General features: G+C 73.2%; 17 protein-coding genes. 8 read left to right on the forward strand and 9 right to left on the reverse strand.

Translation table 11 applies throughout. From position 1 onward, the window contains the following. Positions 1 to 98 precede the first annotated feature (98 nt). Entirely contained in the window at positions 99 to 518 is a 420-nt protein-coding gene (locus E4623_RS16480; protein ID WP_134767616.1) for a hypothetical protein, read from the forward strand. Here E4623_RS16480 and E4623_RS16485 read toward each other — a convergent pair. Further along, on the reverse strand, positions 491 to 1249 hold the full coding sequence (locus E4623_RS16485; RefSeq protein WP_134767617.1) for a response regulator transcription factor: 759 nt from the start codon (positions 1247 to 1249) through the stop codon (positions 491 to 493). The two genes, E4623_RS16480 and E4623_RS16485, sit on opposite strands and share 28 nt — an antisense overlap. A 170-nt stretch (positions 1250 to 1419) precedes the next feature. Here E4623_RS16485 and E4623_RS22725 point away from each other — a divergent pair, with 170 nt between their 5' ends. The 3 genes from E4623_RS22725 (at position 1420) to E4623_RS16495 (ending at position 4299) form a co-directional block, all read left to right on the forward strand. Beyond that, positions 1420 to 1572 (forward strand): hypothetical protein, encoded by a 153-nt coding sequence (locus tag E4623_RS22725; protein WP_167736691.1) that lies wholly within the window; start codon positions 1420 to 1422, stop codon positions 1570 to 1572. Positions 1573 to 1694: 122 nt separating this feature from the next. Beyond that, positions 1695 to 3872, forward strand: coding sequence for a glutamine synthetase III (locus E4623_RS16490; protein WP_134767618.1), 2178 nt, complete (start codon positions 1695 to 1697; stop codon positions 3870 to 3872). Positions 3873 to 3930: 58 nt separating this feature from the next. Beyond that, complete coding sequence (locus E4623_RS16495) at positions 3931 to 4299, forward strand: metallopeptidase family protein (protein WP_134767619.1); 369 nt, start codon at positions 3931 to 3933, stop codon at positions 4297 to 4299. Here E4623_RS16495 and E4623_RS16500 read toward each other — a convergent pair. The 3 genes from E4623_RS16500 to E4623_RS23365 form a co-directional block, all read right to left on the reverse strand. Beyond that, on the reverse strand, positions 4284 to 5291 hold the full coding sequence (locus E4623_RS16500) for a 5'-3' exonuclease H3TH domain-containing protein (RefSeq protein ID WP_134767620.1): 1008 nt from the start codon (positions 5289 to 5291) through the stop codon (positions 4284 to 4286). The genes E4623_RS16495 and E4623_RS16500 overlap by 16 nt on opposite strands. Positions 5292 to 5321: 30 nt before the next feature. Then, entirely contained in the window at positions 5322 to 5783 is a 462-nt protein-coding gene (locus E4623_RS16505) for a hypothetical protein (protein WP_134767621.1), read from the reverse strand. A 92-nt stretch (positions 5784 to 5875) separates the two neighbouring features. Beyond that, positions 5876 to 7915 carry a PKD domain-containing protein gene (locus E4623_RS23365; protein ID WP_167736693.1) on the reverse strand — a complete coding sequence of 680 codons (2040 nt, stop codon included), beginning with the start codon at positions 7913 to 7915 and terminating at the stop codon, positions 5876 to 5878. 120 nt (positions 7916 to 8035) lie between these two features. Here E4623_RS23365 and E4623_RS16515 point away from each other — a divergent pair, with 120 nt between their 5' ends. Further along, entirely contained in the window at positions 8036 to 9238 is a 1203-nt protein-coding gene (locus E4623_RS16515) for a cytochrome P450 (protein ID WP_134767623.1), read from the forward strand. A 14-nt stretch (positions 9239 to 9252) separates the two neighbouring features. Here the strand turns inward: E4623_RS16515 and E4623_RS16520 are convergent, their stop codons facing one another. From E4623_RS16520 to E4623_RS16535, 4 genes are all read right to left on the reverse strand, one after another. Beyond that, a complete protein-coding gene (locus E4623_RS16520; protein ID WP_134767624.1) occupies positions 9253 to 10491 on the reverse strand; it encodes an HNH endonuclease signature motif containing protein in 1239 nt (412 codons plus the stop codon). A 182-nt stretch (positions 10492 to 10673) separates the two neighbouring features. Continuing rightward, on the reverse strand, positions 10674 to 11513 hold the full coding sequence (locus E4623_RS16525; RefSeq protein ID WP_134767625.1) for an ABC transporter ATP-binding protein: 840 nt from the start codon (positions 11511 to 11513) through the stop codon (positions 10674 to 10676). Continuing rightward, positions 11506 to 12570, reverse strand: coding sequence for an ABC transporter substrate-binding protein (locus E4623_RS16530; RefSeq protein WP_134767626.1), 1065 nt, complete (start codon positions 12568 to 12570; stop codon positions 11506 to 11508). Before E4623_RS16530 ends, E4623_RS16525 begins: the two co-directional genes overlap by 8 nt. Before the next feature lie 34 nt (positions 12571 to 12604). Then, positions 12605 to 13492, reverse strand: a complete 888-nt coding sequence (locus E4623_RS16535; RefSeq protein WP_134767627.1) for an ABC transporter permease subunit — start codon at positions 13490 to 13492, stop codon at positions 12605 to 12607. Positions 13493 to 13589: 97 nt separating this feature from the next. Here E4623_RS16535 and E4623_RS16540 point away from each other — a divergent pair, with 97 nt between their 5' ends. Together E4623_RS16540 and E4623_RS16545 are read left to right on the forward strand one after the other, a co-directional pair. After that, a complete protein-coding gene (locus E4623_RS16540) occupies positions 13590 to 14276 on the forward strand; it encodes a molybdopterin-dependent oxidoreductase (protein WP_134767628.1) in 687 nt (228 codons plus the stop codon). Beyond that, positions 14269 to 14880, forward strand: a complete 612-nt coding sequence (locus E4623_RS16545) for a cytochrome b/b6 domain-containing protein (protein WP_134767629.1) — start codon at positions 14269 to 14271, stop codon at positions 14878 to 14880. The genes E4623_RS16540 and E4623_RS16545 overlap by 8 nt, the downstream gene beginning before the upstream one ends. 13 nt (positions 14881 to 14893) lie before the next feature. Here E4623_RS16545 and E4623_RS16550 read toward each other — a convergent pair whose 3' ends face one another. Further along, entirely contained in the window at positions 14894 to 16204 is a 1311-nt protein-coding gene (locus tag E4623_RS16550; protein WP_134767630.1) for a reverse transcriptase family protein, read from the reverse strand. 286 nt (positions 16205 to 16490) lie between these two features. Between E4623_RS16550 and E4623_RS16555 the strand changes: the two genes are divergently transcribed. Then, on the forward strand, positions 16491 to 17942 hold the full coding sequence (locus E4623_RS16555) for an MDR family MFS transporter (protein WP_245155123.1): 1452 nt from the start codon (positions 16491 to 16493) through the stop codon (positions 17940 to 17942). Positions 17943 to 17944 lie beyond the last annotated feature (2 nt).

Raw genomic sequence — 17944 nt, forward strand, 5'->3', positions numbered from 1 at the left:
AGAGGTCGCGGTCCGTGCGCTTGCTTTTCGACGAAGCCTGAGGATTTCTTGAGCCTGCCGTGATCTGGCGCTGAGCCGGGCCCGCGAGCCTGGGCGTGATGATCTCTCGGGACAGGACGACCACAGCTTTCGACCCGGCCACGCTGCACCTGCTGGCCGACGACGCCCGGGGGCGGTCGTTCGTGCTCGACCTCGTCGGCACCTTCCGGGCCATGCTGCACGCTCGCGTGACGCGGGTGGTGGACGGCGTCCTCGCCGCCGACCGCGCCGGCTCGATGGACGCCGTCCTCAGCCTCAAGGTGTCCTCGACGATGACCGGGGCCCACCAGCTCGCCGAGATCGCCGGCTCCGTCGAGGGCCACCTGCGCCGCGACGACCTGCCGGCCGCCCGGACCGAGGCGCTCCTGCTGCCCGCCGCGGCGGCCCGCGCCGAGGCGGCGATCACCCGCTACGTCGTGAGCGAGCGGGGGCCCGGTGCGGCGCATCCGGCTCAGGTCGCCGCCGAGTCCATCCGGTAGCCGACGCCACGGACCGTCTTGATGAACGGCGGTGCCCCGGCGCTCTCGCCGAGCTTGCGGCGCAGGTTGCCGATGTGGACCTCGACCAGGTGGGTGTCGGAGACCCACTCCGTGCCCCACACCGAGCGCAGCAGCGCCTCGCGGGTCCAGACCCGGGCGGGGTTGCGCATCAGCTCGGCGAGCAGGTCGAACTCCGTGCGGGTCAGCGCCAGCTCGTCGTCGGCGCGGAACGCTCGGCGTCCGTCGACGTCGACGCGCAGCAGGCCGTGCTGGAGGATCTCGTGCCCGTGCGCCGCGGCCGGGGCCGGCGACGCGACCGGGTCGGCCTGGCGGGCCCCGGGACTGCGCCGGGGCCGCCGGAAGAGCGCGTTCACCCGGGCCTTGAGCTCGCGGATGCTGAACGGCTTGGAGAGGAAGTCGTCGGCCCCGGTCTCCAGGCCGAGCAGCCGGTCGATCTCGTCGTCGCGCGCGGTGATCATCACGACGTAGGCGTCGGTGACCTCGCGGATGCGGCGGCACGTCTCGATGCCGTCGATGCCCGGCAGGCCGAGGTCGAGGGTCACCAGGTCGGGGTCGAAGCTGCGCACCAGGGCGACGCCGTCCAGCCCGTTCGCCGCAGCCCGGACGTCGAAGCCCTGCGTGCCGAGGGTGAACTCGATCAGGACCCGGATGTCCTCGTCGTCCTCGACGACGACGGCGCGACGCTCCGCATGACCTTCATCCCCCACCATTCGACGAATCCTGCCACTTCCGGGTGGGACGGTGGGTGCGCTGCGACGCCGGGACGCGGCGCGGCGGACGTGCGACGCGCCACAGCCCGGTCTCCCGGCGCCGACCCGGCCCGCGAGAACGGCCGTCCGGGGTGTGGCGCGTCGCGGCGAGGACCGGGTGGGATGGAGCCATGACCACGACCCCCGACCAGCCCGTGCTCCCGGCCGACCCCGACGGCAGCCCGGACGTCGTCCCGAGCCTCGACCCGGACCAGCCGATGGCCGACCCGCAGACCCACCCGGCCCCCGACCCCGACGCGGACCCGCCGACCCCACGACCGTGACGGGCGTCACACGCCCGCGCCGCGGCCCGTCACGTCGACGTAACAAGACCGTCACGCGGCGCTCCTAGCCTCGAGGCGTCGCCCGGTGCCCGAGCCCGGCGCAGCCCGCTCGAGGAGTCGTCATGACCGCCAACCCCGTCCGCCTCCAGGCCATCGCCGCCGTCGAGGCGTCCACGCCGCCGCCGATCAGCTTCGATCCCGGCGAGGAGCCCGGGGAGATCTTCGGCAGCAACGTCTTCAGCCTCACCGCCATGCAGAAGCGGCTGCCGAAGTCGGTCTACAAGTCGGTGGTCGCCACGATCGAGAAGTCGACCCGCCTCGACCCCGAGGTCGCGGACGCCGTCGCCTCGGCGATGAAGGACTGGGCGCTGGAGAAGGGCGCCACCCACTACGCCCACGTGTTCTACCCGCTGACCGGCCTGACCGCCGAGAAGCACGACAGCTTCCTCGACCCGGTCGGCGACGGCACCGCGTTCGCGTCGTTCTCCGGCAAGACCCTGGTGCAGGGCGAGCCCGACGCGTCGTCGTTCCCCAACGGCGGCCTGCGCAACACCTTCGAGGCGCGCGGCTACACCGGGTGGGACGTGATGAGCCCGGCGTACGTGCTCGAGAACCCCAACGGCAACACGCTGTGCATCCCGACCATCTTCATCTCGATGACCGGAGAGGCGCTCGACCACAAGACCCCGGTCCTGCGCTCGCAGCAGGCGATGTCGGTGCACGCGCGTCGGGTGCTCGAGTTGTTCGGCCACACCGACCCCGACAACGTGGTGGCCTACTGCGGCCCCGAGCAGGAGTACTTCCTGGTCGACAGCCACTTCTTCCTGGCCCGCCCCGACCTGCTGAACGCCGGGCGCACGCTGTTCGGCGCGAAGCCGCCCAAGGGCCAGGAGTTCGACGACCACTACTTCGGTGCCATCCCCGAGCGGGTCCTGGGCTTCATGATGGACACCGAGCGGGAGCTCTTCAAGCTCGGCATCCCCGCCAAGACCCGCCACAACGAGGTCGCACCGGGCCAGTTCGAGGTCGCGCCGATGTTCGAGCGGGCCAACGAGGCCTCGGACCACCAGCAGCTGCTGATGACGACGTTCAAGTCGGTCGCCAAGAAGCACGGCATGGAGTGCCTGTTCCACGAGAAGCCGTTCGCCGGCGTCAACGGCTCGGGCAAGCACGTCAACTTCTCCCTCGGGAACTCCGAGCTCGGCTCCCTGCTCGTGCCGGGCGACAACCCGCACGACAACGCGCAGTTCCTGGTGTTCTGCGCCGCGGTCATCCGTGCGGTGCACAAGTACAGCGGGCTGCTCCGCGTCTCGGTCGCCTCGGCGTCCAACGACCACCGCCTCGGGGCCAACGAGGCGCCGCCCGCGATCATCTCGATCTTCCTCGGCGACCAGCTGGCCGACGTCTTCGACCAGATCGCCAAGGGTGGCGCGACCCACTCGAAGGAGAGGGGCACCCTGATGGTCGGCGTCGACACGCTGCCGAACCTCACCAAGGACCCTGGCGACCGCAACCGCACCTCGCCGTTCGCCTTCACCGGGAACCGGTTCGAGTTCCGTGCGCCGGGCTCCAACCAGACCGTCGCCGGACCGATGGTCATGATCAACACGATCATGGCCGAGGCGCTCGACCACTGCGCGACCTACCTCGAGGACGCCGTCGCCGGCGGCACCGACTTCAACGAGGCCGTCCAGGCGCTGCTCAGCGACATCGTCGCCGACCACGGCGCGGTCATCTTCAACGGCAACGGCTACTCCGACGAGTGGCCCGTCGAGGCCGAGCAGCGTGGGCTGAAGAACCTGCGCACCACCGTCGACGCGCTCCCCGAGCTGATCAGCCCCGAGGCGATCGAGCTGTTCGGCAGGTACGGCGTCTTCAACGCCGGCGAGGCGCACAGCCGCTTCGAGATCGGCTGCGAGCAGTACGTCCTCGCGGTGGCCGTCGAGGCCAACCTCACCCTCGAGATCGGCACCACGACGGTGCTCCCGGCCGCGCTGCGCTACCAGACCGAGCTCGCGATCAACGTCAAGGCGCTCGCCGACGCCGGGGTCACGCCCGACCGGACCGGGCTGGAGACGGTGAGCGAGCGGATCGCGGCCCTCACCGCCGGCCTGGCGACCCTGCGGACCGCCATCGCCCACGAGCACGCCGCCGACCCGCTCGAGACGGCGCGGACCGCGCGGGACCAGGTGCTGCCGGCCATGGCCGCCGTCCGCGAGGCGGCCGACGAGCTCGAGGGCCTCGTCGCCGACGACCTGTGGCCGCTCCCGACCTACCAGGAGATGCTCTACATCCTCTGACCGCTGCCGACCGGTCTGTCGCGCCGTGCCGGTTGGCACGGCGCGACAGACTCGGGGAGTGGATGCGGACGAGCTCGGACCGGAGGCCTTCGACGACCTGGTGCGCGACGCCCTCGACCAGCTGCCGGAGGAGGCCATCGCCCTGGTCGCCGAGATGGCGGTCGTCGTGCGCGAGGAGCCCGACCCCGACGACGTCGCGCCGGGCAGCCTTCTGCTCGGCACCTTCCGCGGCGTCGCCCACACCCGGGTGGGCGGCCGGGTGCCCGGCAGCCTGCCCGACGTGATCACCCTCTACCGCCGACCGATCCTGGCGGTGTGCGCGACCCGCGAGGACGTGGCTCCGCGCGTGCTGAAGGTGCTCGGCCACGAGGTCGGGCACGCCCTGGGCCTGACCGAGGGGCAGCTGCGCGCCTACGGGTGGTTCTGACTGCCGGGCGGCTCGGTGAGCACCCGCAGCGCGAGGTCGGTGGTCGAGGGGACGCCGAGGTAGCCGACCACCCGGCTCACGACGTCCGGGTGCAGCGGGAGCAGGCCCGGCGTGCCCGGTAGGTCGGGGGTCAGGCCGAGGTCGACGTCGTCGCGCCCGGTCATGATCTCGACGTTGAACTCGAAGCGCTCGCGGGCGCCGTCGGCGGTGAGCCGCTTCAGCATCGTCGCGCCCATCCGCGGCGTCCCGTTCTCCTCGCCGAGCGAGTCGAGGGTCGCGACCAGGTTCACGCCGGCGCAGTGCTCGACGTCGGCCCACACCGCACGCATCGAGCCCATCTCGTTGAGCAGCAGCGCCGCGGTCTTCGGCCCGATCCCGGGGACGCCGGGCAGGTTGTCGCTGGCGTCGCCGCGCAGCGCGGCGTACTCGAGGTAGTGCTCGGCCGCGACGCCGTACATCGTGTGCAGCCGCACGGGGTCGAGCAGCGGCGAGCCGCCGATGCCGCCGTTGATGAGCCGGAGCACGCGGGTGCTCGGGCTGATGTGCGCGAACGAGTCGCGGTCGGAGGTGATGATCACGCAGTGCCAGCCGTGCCGCTCGGCCCACGTCGCGGCCGACGCGCTGACGTCGTCGGCCTCGAGACCGGCGGGCGTGACGGTGCGGAGACCGAGGGCGTCGAGCATCGCCGCGGCCCGCTCGAGCTGCTCGACCAGCAGGGGGTGCTTCTCGGCCCGTCCGGCCTTGTAGGCGGGGTAGCCCTCGGCCCGCACGGACGCCGTCCGGTCGTCGAGGCCGAAGACCACGGCGTCCGGGGCGAACCGGTCGATGGCCTCCAGGATCTGGCGCAGCATGCCGTGCAGGGCCCACGCCGGGCGGCCGCCGCGGTCGCGGAGCCCGGTCTCGAGTCGTGCGTGGTGGTTGCGGTGCAGCAACGACGGCGCGTCGACGACGAGGAGCAGGCGCGGGTCGCGGTCGTCCGGGAGGCTGGGCATGGTGTCGGCCCAGGGTAGTGGCGGGGCCGGTCAGCCCTCCTGCCGGTGCGTCGGCCGGGGCGTCGGGTCCGTCGCGTCCGTCGCCGGCTCGTCGAGCGGGTCCTTGATCGCCCGGGTGTCGGTGACGGGCTGGTAGTCGTCGGCCTGGTGGTCGACGACGGGGTCGATCCGGTCGGCCTCGCGGACGACGTCCTCCTGCCGGGCGCGGGCCTGCATCGCTGCCCGCTCCGCGACGGCGGACTCCTCCTCGGCGCGCCGGGCCTCCTGCCGGGCCTCCTCGGCGGCCCGCTCGGCCTCGGTGGCGCGCTGCTCGGCGCGGACGACGTCCTGCGTCTGGCCGGCGGCCTGGTGGCGGAGCTCGTCGGACTGCGCGCGGCGCTGCTCGAGCTGCGCGGCCTGCTTGCGTCGTCGCAGCACCAGGGCTACGACGACCGCGGCCACCAGGACGAGGACGCCCACGACGACGAGCGCGATGACGGTTCCGCTGCTCATGTGATCCAGCTCCTTCGGGTCGGGGACCCCCCAGGTCACCGCACCCGGGTGCGTCGTGGGTACGCCCTTGCAGGTGAGCGCCGGGGCCGAGGTCAGCGGCGGACCGTGAACCGCCAGACCCGCACCGTCCGGTTGCCGGCCAGGTCGACGGCGACGAGCCGCACGACGTGACGCCCCGGGGCGAGGGCGCGTCGCGGCGTGTAGGTCACCGCGCCTCCGGCGAGCCGCGCCGGCGCCCTCAGGCCGTCGACGCGCAGGACGACGTCGAGGTCGGCGGCGGGGGAGAGCCGGTCGCCGACCCGGGCCCGGATCGTCGGGGTGCGGTCGCGCGTCGCGCCGGTCGGCTTCGCGGCGCGCACGGTCGGGCCGGTGCGGTCGACCACCCACTGGCGGACCGCCGGGCTGGCGTCGGTGCTGCCGGCGCTGTCGGTGGCGCGCACCCGCAAGGTGCGGCGGCCCTCCTTCAACCCGGTGTAGGAGGTCGTGGCTCCGCAGAGCTTCCACGCCCCCGCGTCGAGGCGGCACTCGAAGGTGCTGCCGGGCTCGTTGCTCCCGAACCGGAAGAGGAGCTCCTTCGCCCGGACGTGACCCTGCGGACCGCTCACGATGGTCGTCTGCGGGGCGGCACCGGCACGGACGACGACCCCGACGGACGCGGTGGCGCTGACGGTCGCGGAGGCCCGCGCGGTGACGGTGGCGGTGTAGGTGCCGGCAGCGCGGTAGGTGTGGGTCGGTCGTGGTCCCGACCCCGTCGACCCGTCGCCGAAGTCCCACGTCAGGGCGGGGGCGAGGTCGACGCAGGCGATGCGGAGCGTCGGGTTGTCGGGGTCGTGGATCACGATGGAGACGGCCTTCGTGCCGGCTCGCCGCGTCGACGTCACCGCGACGGTGCCGCTGGGCCCGCTGGCGCCGCTGGCGTTGCTGGTGAAGGGGAGCCAGATCTCGTTGGTCTCCGCGAAGGGGAGCGTGGTGTCGAAGCGGTAGTGGGCGCCGGCGTTGGCGCTGGCGCAGGTCTGCTCGTGCACGTGGACGTTGTGCGGTGCGCCGGGCTCGAGCCCGGTGAGGGCGATCGTCGTGGTGGTCTGGGTGCTGGTGCGGACCATCTCGGCGGAGCCGGTGATGTCGGGGTAGGTGGCGAGGCCGTCGGCGAAGGAGCGGATCTGACCGGTCGTGGTGAGTCCGGCGTCGGTCGCGTCGGGGTCGAGGGCGACGGCGGCTCCGAAGGTCACGGCGACGGGCGCGGTCCCTGCGGCGGGGGTGGCCGAGGCCACGACCTCCAGCACGGGTCCGTCGCCGCCACCACCGTCCCCGGTCACGGCGATCTGGAGGCTCTCCTCGGCGCTGGCGCCCTGCGCGTCGGTGACCGTGACCGTCGCGGTGTAGGTGCCGGCGGCGGTGTAGGTGTGCTGCGGCTCCGGCAGCGTGGACTGGTCGGCAGCGCCGGCGTCCGTGCCGAAGTCCCAGAGGTAGGTGAGGACGTCGCCGTCGGCGTCGTGGCCGTGCGCCATGAAGGAGACCAGCAGCGGCGCTGCTCCGGACGTCGGCGAGGCCATCGGGTCGGCGGTCGGCGGCTGGTTGGTGTCGCCCGGACCGGCGTCCTGGACGATGATCTGGCCCGACATCAGCGGCTGGTGGTTGTTGCAGATGTAGTTGTAGGTGCCCGGGGCGGTGAAGGTGTAGCTGACCGCGGGGTCCCCGACGCCCCCTCCGCCGGTCAGCGGCGGCATCCAGGTCGCGAGCGTGTTCTGGTTGAGGAGGTCGTGGTACTGGTTCACGCTCTCGAAGTGCCACTCGACGGTGTCGCCGACGGTGATCGTCAGCGGGTGGTGGGCGTTGTTGAGTCCGGTCTCGCGGATGACCCAGCCCTGCATCGGCGTACCGCCGTCCGGCATCGGGGCGTCCTCGCGTGCGTCGATGATCCAGGTCCGCGGTGCGATCGACGGAGGGGTCGTGGCGCTGGACGTCTGCGGGAGCGCTGCGGGCGCGTGCGCCGGGGTCGCAGCCGCCTGCGACATCACGGCGCTGGACAGGCCGGCAGCGACCACCAGCGCGACGAGGATCCGCACGCGCAGGGCGGACCAGCGGGACAGACGGCGGGCACGCCGCTTGAGTCGAGTCGTGGGACGGGCCATGGGGAGGCGGCCTTTCGGAGGGTCGGTCAGCATGTCGAACGCAATTCAGATTCGTGATCACGATCACCCTAGCCGGTCGTGAGACGGACGTCACTCGGCTCTGCCCCTACGCTCGGTGCCGTGACCGCCGGTGCACCCGACCCCCGCCACCTCGACCTGGCCGACCCCGCTTTCGACGTGACCTCGCCGGCCGTCCACGACGCGCGGGAGCGCGACTGGTACGCCGAGACGCCGTACGGGTACGCCGTGCTGCGCTACGCCGAGGCCAGCGCGCTGCTCACCGACCGCCGGTTCCAGCAGGGGAACGCGCGCTGGCCGGCCCAGAACGGGATCGAGGAGGGTCCCTTCCTGCGGTGGTGGCAGGAGGTGCTGCTCAGCCTGGAGGGCGACGACCACGCGCGGCTGCGCCGGCTGCTGATGCCGGCCTTCCGGCGTCGGGTGATCGAGGACCTGCAGCCCGACTTCCGTCGGATCGCCGCCGAGCTCGTCGAGGCCTTCGGGTCGCGCGGCGACGTCGAGCTGATCGCCGAGTTCGCCGAGCCGTACGCCGCACGGGTGCTCTGCCTGCTGCTCGGCCTCCCGGACGACGAGTGGCACCAGGTCGCCCGGTGGGCCGACGACCTCGGCAAGTCCTTCGGGATCCGCGTCAAGGAGGACCTGCCCCGGATCGAGGCGGCCCTGGCCGGGCTCACGGCGTACGTCGAGACGGTCGTCGACGACCGGGCGGCCCGGCCCCGCGACGACCTGGTCACCACCCTGCTGCAGGCGCAGGAGACCGACGGCCGGCTGAGCCGCGACGAGCTGGTGGTGTCGCTGGTCTTCCTCGCCTTCGCCGGCATGGAGACCACCCGGAACCAGATCGGCCTCGCCGTCCAGACCCTGCTGCGTCACCCCGACCAGTGGCGGCTCCTGGCCGAGCAGCCCGAGCTCGGGCGCGCGGCCGTCGAGGAGGTGATGCGGGTGAACCCGACGGTGACGTGGGTGACCCGGGAGGCCATCGCCGACGTCGACCTCCACGGGCTGCACCTGCCGGCGGGCACGATCGTCCAGGTGCTCTCCCACGCGGCGGGCACCGATCCGACGGCCGTGCCGGACCCGGTGTTCGACATCGCCCGCGCGGGCGACCGCCCGCCCCACCTGGGCTTCGGGGGCGGCGCGCACCACTGCCTGGGGCACTTCGTGGCGCGCACCGACATGGCGGTGGCCCTGCCGATGCTGGCGCAGCGCATGCCGGACGCCGTCCCGGACGGCCCGGGGGAGTGGCTGCCCGTCTCCGGCAACACCGGCGCGCTGTCGTTCCCGATCTCGTTCCGCCCGACCTGACCCCGGAACCGGCCCTAGGTGCGGAGCGGGTGGGTGGCTCCGGTGGCGTGGGCCGCTCGGTGGGTCTGGTGGTGGTGGAAGGGGCAGAGCAGGGCGGCGTCGTGGGTGTCGGTCCGGCCGCCCTCGCTCCAGGGGGTCGTGTGGTGGGTGTGGCAGTAGGCGGCGGGGGTGGTGCAGGTGGGGTGCTGGCAGTGCTGTTGCTCCAACCCGATCGAGAGTCGTTGGGCGGGGGTGTGGAAGCGCCGGCGTCGTCCGAGGTCGAGGACGTGGCCCTGTCCGTCGAGGACGGCGGGGATGATCCCCGCCTCGCAGGCCATCCGGCGGGCCTGGTCGGGCGAGAGCGCGACGCCGGTGTCGAGGTGCGCGGCAGCGAGTCCGCCGAGGAGGGTCTCGAGGGTCATCGTGACCACGACGGTCGCGCTGGTCCCGCCCATGCTCGGAAGCCGGTCGGTGGGGTAGCGCTCGACGTACTCGCAAAACGCCTGCCCCAGCTTCTCCGGGGTCGGCCTCTCGAACTCGTAGGTCCCGGCGCCCTCGGTGGCGCGGACGTGCTTGGGTGCCGCGATCGCGGCCAACGCCTTCCTCAGCATCGAGGCCTGCGCGGACGGCATCGTGAACCGACCGTGGGCGAGGCCCTCGCCGTCGTCCCACACCGTGAACGCCGTGCGCTTGCGAGCCCGAGCCTCCTCGGCCTCCAAGAGCTTGGCTTCGTGCTCGTCGGCCCGGTCGGGGTCGATGCTCTCCAGGATCCGCCGCCCCAGGGTCTTCAGGTCGTGGGCGTCGTGGTGGGCCGCCTCACCGAGCAGGTGTGCCTCGGCCTTCTCACGCCACTGGGCGTGGTCGCCGTCGAGGTCGCCGACGGCGGCGGCGATGACCCTCGCCTGCTCGGCGTGGACCCGACCGGACGCCATCGCGAGCCGGGTCGGTTCGTGGGCGGCGAGGTCGCCGGCCAGCCGGACCTTCCGGGCGGCCTCGCCACCGGTGACTCGGGTGACCCGCGCGAGCCACGCTGCCAGCGACCTGGCCCCGATGGTCCCCGGTAGGTCGAGGTCCCCGGCCTGCCCGACCATCCGCGCCTCGAGCTCCTGCACCCCGGCCACCACACGCGCCAGCCGCGGCACCAGGTCGGCGGTCGCACCGGCGTCCAGCGACCACGTCGGAGCATCCACGAGATCAGCGAGCTCGGCCTCGAGGACCGCGACGAACCGGGCGACGGGGTGCCCGTCGCGGTGGTCGTCGTGGTGCTCGCTCATGCCTCGATTCTACGCCAACCCACGGACAATCGATACTGTGTTCGAACAATCTGTGGACAAGCGGTCAGGATGATTGGGGAGCTGCCGGTGGGGCTGGGTCGAGCAGGTCGGGCCCTCGGCTCGAAGCGCGCTCGGTACGCCCGGCGGCGTTCCGTCCGGTGCCGCACCGACGAGCGCCGCGGTCAGACCCCGACGGGCGCCTGGATCGCGGAGCGGACGCGTTCGCACAGGGCGACGTACTCGGGCAGGGCGCGGATCTCGCCGGGCGGGACCCGGGTGCCGCCGTCGGCGAAGACGGCGGGCTCGTCGAGCACGATCCGTCCCGGGCGGGTGCTCATCACCATGACCCGCGAGCTGAGGAACACGGCCTCGTCGACGCTGTGCGTGATGAACAGGATGGTCCGGCCGGTCGCGCGCCAGATCTCGAGCAGCTCGGCCTGGAGCCGTTCGCGCGTCAGGGCGTCGAGGGCGCCGAACGGCTCGTCCATGAGCACGATGTCGGGCTCGTTGGCCAGGACCCGCGCGATCTGGCACCGCTGCTGCATGCCCCCCGACAGCTCGTAGGGCCGGTGGTCGGCGAAGTCGGAGAGCCCCACGAGCTGGAGGTACTCCTCCGAGATGCGGGCGCGCTCCCGCTTCGGCACGCCCCGCAGCCGCGGTCCGAGCTCGACGTTGCGCCGCACCGACAGCCAGGGGTAGAGCGTCGCCTGCTGGAACACCACGCCCCGCTCGGGGCCGGGTCCGCGCACCGGTGCGCCGTCGATGCTCACCGTGCCCTCGCTCGGGGCAGTGAAGCCGGCGACCAGCCGGAGCAGCGTCGTCTTCCCGCACCCCGACGGCCCGGCGAGGGTCACGAACTCGCCGGGCTCGACGGTGAGGTCGATCCGGTCGAGCGCCGGGACGGCGGCACCACCCACGGTGAAGTGGTGCCGCACGCCCGCGATCTCGACCCGCCGGTCGTGCCGGTCGTGCCGGAGGTCCCGGGGGTCCCGGGGGTCCCGGACGCTGCGTGCCTCAGCCACCGGAGACGCTCGCGGCCGGCCCGGCGTCCACGTGGTCGGCGTAGTCCTCCTCGGTGCCGACGCCCTCGATGCCGCCCTGCTCGAGCAGGAACCCGGCGGTGCTGAAGAGGTCGGTGGCGAACTTGCCGCCCAGGTAGTCGGGGCCGGCCTGCTCCTCGGCGGTGAGGTAGGTGAGCCCGGCGAACTGCTTCTCGGCGTCGGCCGGGTCGATGCCGAGGACGGCGGCGACGGACTCCGCGGCCGCGGCCGGGTCGTCCTCGATCAGCTGGACGGCGTGGTCCTGCGCCTTGGCCCACTGGGTGAGGAAGTCGGGGTTGGCGTCGATGAACGCGCGGCTCGCCGTGCCCACGTCGTACGTCGGCCGGCCGGCCTCGGCGGTGTCGGCGCTCGACAGGATCCGTTCGCCGCCGTCCTCGAGGAGCTGGCTCTGCGTCGGGTCCCACACCCAGGCGGCGTCGATCTGGTCGCCCTGCCAGGCCGCGGGCATCTTCTCGGGGTCGAGGTTGATCACCGTGACGTCCTCGTCGGGCACGAGCCCGGCCTCGGCGAGGGCCTGGAGCAGCGAGTAGTGCGCGGTGCTGCTGAACGGCACGGCCACGGTCTTGCCCCGCAGGCCGCCGATGTCGGTGATCGCGGGGTCCTTGACGATCAGCGACTCGGCGTCGCCGATGACGTCGTGGATCCAGACGACCGCGAGGTCGACGTCCTGCACGACCGGCTCGGAGGAGGCGATGGTGGCCGGGGAGGACCCCATCAGGCCGAGGTCGACGTCGCCGGAGCCGTAGTACTTCACGACGTCGCCACCGGAGGCTGCCTGGACCCAGCTGATCTTCGCGTTCGGCATGCACGCCTCGAGCAGCCCGAGGTCCTTCACGACGACGTCGCCGTTGGGGATGGCCTGCCAGGCGATGCGCGCCTCGGTGGTGATCGACTCGTCCGGCTCCCAGGGGCAGGCGGTGTCGGGCGACGTCGCGGCGTTGCTGCGCCCCGACTCGACGCATCCGGACAGCGAGAGTGCCAGGGCGGCGGCCGCGAGCGCGGTGATGGTGGTCTTCACGGGTGGGTTGCTCCTTCGTGCGTCCTTCGACGCGTCATGCCTTGCCCCGCCAGGGGACGAGGGTCTTTTCCAGCGACTTCAACCCGAGATCGAGGAGGATCGCGGCCAGCCCGATCACGAGCATGCAGGCGATCACGAGCGCGCTCTGGAGCTGCTCGCCGGCCAGGTAGGCCAGGCCACCGATGCCGGGGATGCCGTTGGCGATCTCGGCGGCGACCACCGTGGTCCATGCGAAGCCGGTCGCCACCCGGATACCGGTGAGCACCTCGGGCAGGGTGGCGGGCAGGACGACGGAGGTGAGCAGCTGGCGGCGCGAGGCGCCGAGCGAGCGGCCGGCGTTGACCTGGTCCTCGCGGACGCCGCGCACGCCGCTGATCGTCGCCATCGCGATCGGCGGGAACGCGGCCAGGAACAGCAGCCACACCTTCGAGGTGTCACCGATGCCGAACCACACGATCAGCAGCCCGATGTAGGCCAGCGGCGGCAGGGAGCGCAGGAAGCTCAGGTACGGCTCCAGCACCGTGCCGAGCCAGGTGGTGGCCATCACCAGGCCGAGCGGGACGCCGAGCAGGATCCCCGCGCCCACCCCGATCCCGATCCGCTGCAGGCTCGCGAGGAGGTGCTCCCACAGGTAGTAGCCCTGCTCGCCGCGCACGACGCGATCGGACCCGGCGCTGATCGGGTGGTCGGTGTTGGCGCGGACGAAGGCGTCCCACACCGCGCCCGGGGACGGCAGGTAGAGCGGTCGCACCCACCCGGCCCGGGTGACCAGCCACCAGGCCAGCACCAGGACGACGAACGTCGTCGCGTGCAGCGCCAGCAGGCGCAGCGAGCGCCGGGACCGGCCGGTCCCGGCGGTGCGGACCGGACCGGTCGGGTCCGTCGGCGTACCGGCTCCTGCCGGCGCCAGGGTCTGAGTCATGCGGAGAACTAAAGCATACTGAGTTACTACGGTAAGAGGGGGTGTTCCCTGTGCGAGACGCGGGCCCGCGCCACCACCCCCGTGGTTGAGTCGAGACGTGACAGCCCCTCTGGACGGCGCCCCGGTCGGACGCCGCGTCGTGCTCGGCCTCCTCGGCCTCGGCGCGGTCGGCGTCGTCACCGGCAGCAGGGTCCAGGAGGGTCTGAGCCGGGCCCTGGCCCCGATCCAGCTGCGCGACCCGACCGGGCTCACCTCGGCGATCCCGGTCGGCGACACCTGGCGCTACTACTCGGTCACGGGCCCGGTCGAGCCGCGCGACGCCTCGACGTACGCCCTCGACGTGTCCGGGCTGGTCGACCGCCCGGCGACCTACTCGCTGGCCGACCTCGAGGGGCTGCCGCAGACGGCGTTCTCCGACACGTTCCACTGCGTCACCGGCTGGAAGGTCGAGGACGTGCCGTGGAGCGGCGTCCGGGTGGCCGACCTGCTGGAGAGCGCGGCGCCGACCGGGGACGCCCTCGGGGTGCGGTTCCGCTCCTTCGACGGGACCTACACGGTCAACATGACGCTCGAGCAGGCCCGCGCCGACGACGTCCTCGTGGTGCTGACGATGTACGGCGAGCCGGTGACGCACGACCACGGGGGACCGGTGCGGATCTACTCGGGCTCCATGTACGGCTACAAGAGCAACAAGTGGCTCTCCGAGATCGAGGTGACCTCGGACAACGAGCCGGGCTACTGGGAGGACCGCGGCTACCCGCTCGACGGGTACATCGGTGAGTGAGGCGCGCGACCTGCACCGCTTCGCCCGCGCGGAGCGGTGGGTGCACCGGTCCGTGGCGCTCCTCATGGGGGTCTGCATCGTGACCGCGGCGATCCTCTACAACGGCTCCCTCATGCTGGCCGTGGGCCACCGCGACGCCGTCGAGACGATCCACCTCTGGTGCGGCCTCGCGCTCCCGGTCCCGATGCTGCTCGGCGCCGCGTCGGCGGCGTACCGGGCCGACCTGCGGCGGCTCAACCGGTTCAGCCGCGACGACCGGCGGTGGCTGCGGAGCCGCACCCGGCGCGACGGCATCATCCCGGTCGGCAAGTTCAACGCCGGCCAGAAGCTCAACGCGTGGTTGGTGGCCGGCTCGACCGGCGTCCTGCTGGGCACCGGGATCCTCCTGGAGTGGACCGGCCTGGTCCGGCTGTCCTGGCGCGCGGGCGCGACGTTCGTGCACGACTGGTTCGCGCTCGGCCTCGGGCTGCTCGTGGTCGGCCACGTGGTGTACGCCTACCGCGACCCGGAGGCGCGCCGCGGCATGCGCACCGGCCGGGTCCGGCGCACGTGGGCCGAGGTCGAGCACGGCGCCTGGGTCGAGGAGGCCGACGAGGCCCGGTAGCCCGGCGGGTGGCTCAGCGCGACCAGTCGATCGCGTCGTAGTCGGCCAGCAGGCGCGCCCCGCGGCCGGGGTCGTGCTGGGCGATCCAGGCGATCCGGCCGCGCAGGTGCTCGGCGAAGGCCGGCCGCTCCTCGCGGTTCTGGGTGCTGGGTCCGTGCCGTCGGCAGTTGTGCACGACGGCCCGCAGCGTGTCGACCTCGGCGCGCGACACCCGGGGCTGCTCGTTGACCACGAGCCCGCCGAGGGTCTGCCGACCGCCGCGCGGCATCACGCCGGTCTTCCGGGGGTTCAGGTGGAAGCCCTCGTCACGCACCACCGTCTCGATCGCGTCGAGCAGCCGCGAGGTGCCGGTGCCCCACCCGCGGTCGCCCGAGAAGGCGAGGTCGTCGGCGTAGCGGGTGTAGCGGCCACCCCACGACCGGGCGAGGGCGGCCAGCCGGACGTCGAGCCGGTACGCCGCGAGGTTGGCGAGGGCGGGCGAGGTGGGCGCACCCTGCGGCAGGTGGGGTGCGGCGAGCCGGCGACCGAGGCGCCAGTGGGCGTCGAGGAGCCGCGGGGACGCCGGCGCGGGGATCGAGCGCCAGGCGGCGTGGGGCAGCACGGTGGTCGTCAGTCCCGCCAGGGCGTGGGCGACGGGCTCGGGGTAGCCGGCCGTCCGCCAGATCCCGTACACCCGCGCGACGGTGACGCTGGCGAAGAACGACTCCAGGTCGAGCCGGAGCACCACCGGTCGGCCGGCGTGCGGGGCGGCGTACGAGCGCACCGAGCCGCCGCGCCGGAAGCCACGGGCCGCGTCGTGCGGCGGGACGCGGGACACGACGTCGTCGAGCAGGAGTCGTTGGAGGACCTTCGTCCGCCGCTTGGGTGCCTCGAGCACGCGGACGGCGCCGCTCGGCGCGACCCGGTGGCTGACCCGGTAGTGCTGGAGCCGGGGCTCGCTCGTGCGACGGGCCAGGCGCCGCGTGTCGGCGAACCAGTCGAGCTCGCCCGGCGTGAGGTCGAGGTGGCGCGCCAGGTCGTCGAGACCGTCGTAGGTCGGGAGCCGCCACGGGTTCGCGAGCATCCGGGTGTCGGACAGGGGCTGGGAGACCGGCCGGTCGGCCGCCGCCCGCTGGGCCGCCGGCAGCCTGGCGAGCACCGCGGCCAGCTCGCGCGGCCGGTCGTGCGGCGGGCGCGGGTAGAGCTCGAGGGTCTGGCGCGCGAGCGCGGTCAGCCACCGGCGGCGGCGGGCCAGGACCGCCCCGCCGCTCTCGACCAGCCCCGCCGGCGTCCACTCCCCGGCGAGGAAGCCGGCGGCCAGGGCGCGGGCCAGGTCCGGTCTCACCGGGCTCCTCGTCGTCCGGGGCGGCGAGGGGTGTGCGGCAGCGCTGCTCGACCTGTCCTGTCGTGCGCGCGCTCACCTGCAGCGGAGCGCAGCGACGCGCGCGCGGTGCAGTGCCCGGACGTACCGGTGGCCCCCGGGGTAGCCCCGGGGAGGTGGACTGGCGACTCGCGCCAGGTCACCGTCTCGAGAGGGCGCTGCCGCACCGCTGGACCCTAGCAACCGCAGCGCCGCCCGGCCGGGAGGACGTCGCGGGAACACCGACCGGCCCACCTCGGTTGGGCACCCTGTGCCAGCTCCCGAGATCACCCGCGCCAGCGTCGGACTCCGCAGCGAGCGCGGGCCGGTCCTCCTGGCGGTGATGCTCGGCACCGGCCTGGTGGCGATCGACGCGACGATCCTGGCCACGGCGGTGCCGGCGGTCGTCGACGACCTCGGCGGGTTCACCTCGTTCCCGTGGCTGTTCTCGATCTACCTGCTGGCGCAGGCGGTCTCGGTGCCGATCTACGGCAAGGTGGCGGACCTCTACGGGCGCAAGCCGGTGATGCTGCTCGGGATCGGGCTCTTCGTCCTCGGGTCGCTGCTGTGCGGCATCGCCTGGAGCATGCCGGCGCTCATCGTCTTCCGGCTCGTGCAGGGCCTCGGGGCCGGCGCCGTGCAGCCGATGGGGATGACCATCGTCGGCGACATCTACTCCCTGGCCGAGCGCGCCAAGGTGCAGGGCTACCTGGCCAGCGTCTGGGCGATCGCCTCGGTCGTCGGGCCGACGCTCGGCGGTGTCTTCGCCGACTACCTGTCCTGGCGCTGGATCTTCTTCGTGAACCTCCCGCTGGGCATCGCGGCCGGCTGGATGCTGTGGCGCCGCTTCGAGGAGGAGGTCGAGCGCCGACGGCACTCCATCGACTACCTGGGGGCGGGCCTGCTGGCGGCCGGCGGGTCGTTGCTCCTGCTCGGTCTGCTCGAGGGCGGGGTGCGGTGGGACTGGGGCTCGCTCCCCGGCGTCGGGATCTTCCTCGCCGCCGCCGCGCTGCTCGCGGCCTTCGTGGTGGTCGAGTCGCGAGCCCCCGAGCCGGTGCTGCCGCTGTGGATCTTCCAGCGGCGGGTGCTGAACGCGTCGAACTCGGGCGCGTTCGTCGTCGGCGTCCTGATGCTCGGCCTGACGTCGTACGTGCCGCTCTACGCCCAGGGCGTGCTCGGCCACGGCGCCCTGGTCGCCGGGCTCGCCCTGGCGGCGATGACCATCGGCTGGCCGATCGCGGCCACGACGAGCGGCCGCTTCTACCTCACCATCGGTTTCCGCCGGACGGTGCTGATGGGGGCGCTGATCGTGGTCGTCGGGGCGGCCCTGCTGCTGCCGGTGGACGCCGACAGCGCCCTGTGGCAGCTGGCGCTGCCGTGCTTCGTGATGGGCATCGGCTTCGGGTACGTCGCCAGCCCCGGCGTGGTCGTGGCCCAGTCGTCGGTCGGCTGGCAGCACCGCGGCGTCGCGACCGGCACCAACATGTTCGCCCGGTCGATGGGCAGCGCGGTCGGAGTCGCGGTGTTCGGGGCGATCGTCAACGCCCGGGTCGCCGGGTCGGCCCCCGCGGGCGGGACGCTCGACCTCGAGAACCTCTCCGCCGGCGTCCTGGCCCCGGCGATCCACGCGGTCTTCGTCTGCTCCGCGGTCGTCGCCCTCGCCCTGCTGCTGTCGGGGCTGCTGATGCCGCGTCGGGCCGGCACCGAGTCCGCCGACGCCTGAGC

The organism is Nocardioides sp. 1609, assembly GCF_004522105.1.
GTDB lineage: Bacteria > Actinomycetota > Actinomycetes > Propionibacteriales > Nocardioidaceae > Nocardioides.